Here is a 1,485-nt window from a genome sequence, read left to right as displayed (position 1 = left end):
GATCCCACCGGCGATCCACATTGCCGGCACCAACGGCAAGGGCTCCTGCGGATTGCCGAGACGTTCGAGCAGCCGCGTGATGCGGTCGAGCGAAAGGTCGAAGCCCTTCGGGTGAAGCGCCATCAGGCTTTCGATTTCACGGTCGGCGGCAAGCGTTGTCATGGACGAATCCTAGCGCATGACCCCGAAACCGGAAATCGGTTTCGGAAAGGATCATGCGCAAATCAAAAAGCTACAACACCGGACGGTGCGCGCAATCGCGCCTCGCGGCGTTCAGTGTCGCGTCAGGCCTGCGGCCGCGCTTCCTGGTGGGCGAGCGCCGGCGGCAGGATCTCGGGCTCGAGCGGCTTTTCTTCCTGCGGCAGCTTGAGCAGCATCTTCAGAAGCCGCGCGATCGTCTGGCGCATCTCCAGCCTCGACACCACCATGTCGACCATGCCGTGCTCCATCAGATATTCGGAGCGCTGGAAGCCGTCGGGCAGCTTTTCGCGGATGGTCTGCTCGATGACGCGCGGCCCGGCAAAGCCGATCAGCGCGCCGGGCTCGGCGATGTGGACGTCGCCAAGCATGGCATAGGAGGCGGTGACGCCCCCGGTGGTCGGATTGGTCAGCACGACGATATAGGGCAGGCCGGCTTCCTTCAGCCGGTCGACGCCGACCGTGGTGCGCGGCAACTGCATCAGCGAGAGTATGCCTTCTTGCATGCGGGCGCCGCCGGAAGCGGCAAACAGGATCAGCGGCCGCTTGCGCTGCAGGGCGACCTCGAACGCATGGACGATGGCGTCGCCCGCGGCCATGCCGAGGGAGCCGCCCATGAAGGCGAAATCCTGCACGGTGACCACCACAGGCAGTCCGTCGATGCTGCCCAGCGCATTGACGATCGCGTCCTCCAGGCCGGTCTTGGCCTTGGCGTCCTTCAGCCGGTCGGTGTAGCGCTTCTCGTCGCGGAACTTAAGCGGGTCCAGCACGACCTTAGGATTTTCGAGCGTCTCGTATTTGCCGTCGTCGAAGAAATATTTCAGCCGCTCCTTGGCCGAGATCTTCATGTGATGGCCGGACGACGGGATTACGAACTGGTTGGATTCGAGATCCTTGTGGAACACCATCTCGCCGGTCTCGGGATCCTTGATCCAGAGATTCTCGGGCATATCGGTGCGCCGGCCGAGCATCGAATTGATCTTCGGGCGGACGTAATTGGTGATCCAGTTCATCGCTTCGGCTCCCGTCCTGAATAGGAAGAGGTAGGAAAACTATTCGGCGGCAGCAAGGCGGGCGGAGCGGACGCCCTGGGCAAGGCCGCTGACCAAAGTAGCCACCGCCTCGGCCGGATCGGCGGTCTTTTCGCCCTTCGGCCCCAACACATTGGCGACAGCGTTGACGATCGCGGTGCCGACGACGACGCCGTCGGCCGAGGCGCCGATGGTGCGCGCCTGCTCGGCGGTCTTGACGCCGAAGCCGACGCAGACCGGCAGCGCGGTGTGGCCC

At 64.0% G+C, this 1,485-nt stretch carries 2 protein-coding genes and 1 pseudogene; all 3 read right to left on the bottom strand.

Annotated elements, in window-relative coordinates:
* Window positions 1-162, bottom strand: a pseudogene (locus EN780_RS41035) (bifunctional folylpolyglutamate synthase/dihydrofolate synthase); the annotation flags it as partial.
* Between the two features lie 122 nt (window positions 163-284).
* Window positions 285-1,211: an acetyl-CoA carboxylase, carboxyltransferase subunit beta gene (gene accD, locus EN780_RS34055; RefSeq protein ID WP_128276445.1), complete on the bottom strand. Its 927-nt coding sequence runs from the start codon at window positions 1,209-1,211 to the stop codon at window positions 285-287.
* A 39-nt stretch (window positions 1,212-1,250) separates the two neighbouring features.
* A partial coding sequence (locus tag EN780_RS34050) for a tryptophan synthase subunit alpha (RefSeq protein ID WP_189556987.1) occupies window positions 1,251-1,485 on the bottom strand: 235 nt, incomplete at its 5' end.

The organism is Mesorhizobium sp. M4B.F.Ca.ET.089.01.1.1 (assembly GCF_004022605.1).
GTDB classification, from domain to species: Bacteria; Pseudomonadota; Alphaproteobacteria; order Rhizobiales; family Rhizobiaceae; genus Mesorhizobium; species Mesorhizobium abyssinicae.
Note: the sequence above shows the minus strand (reverse complement) of the source record. Positions and strands in the feature narration are given on the sequence as shown.

Coding starts and splice junctions, on each gene's coding strand:
- accD (WP_128276445.1), bottom strand. CDS start 1,211: ATGAACTGGATCACCAATTACGTCCGCCCGAAGATCAATTCGATGCTC.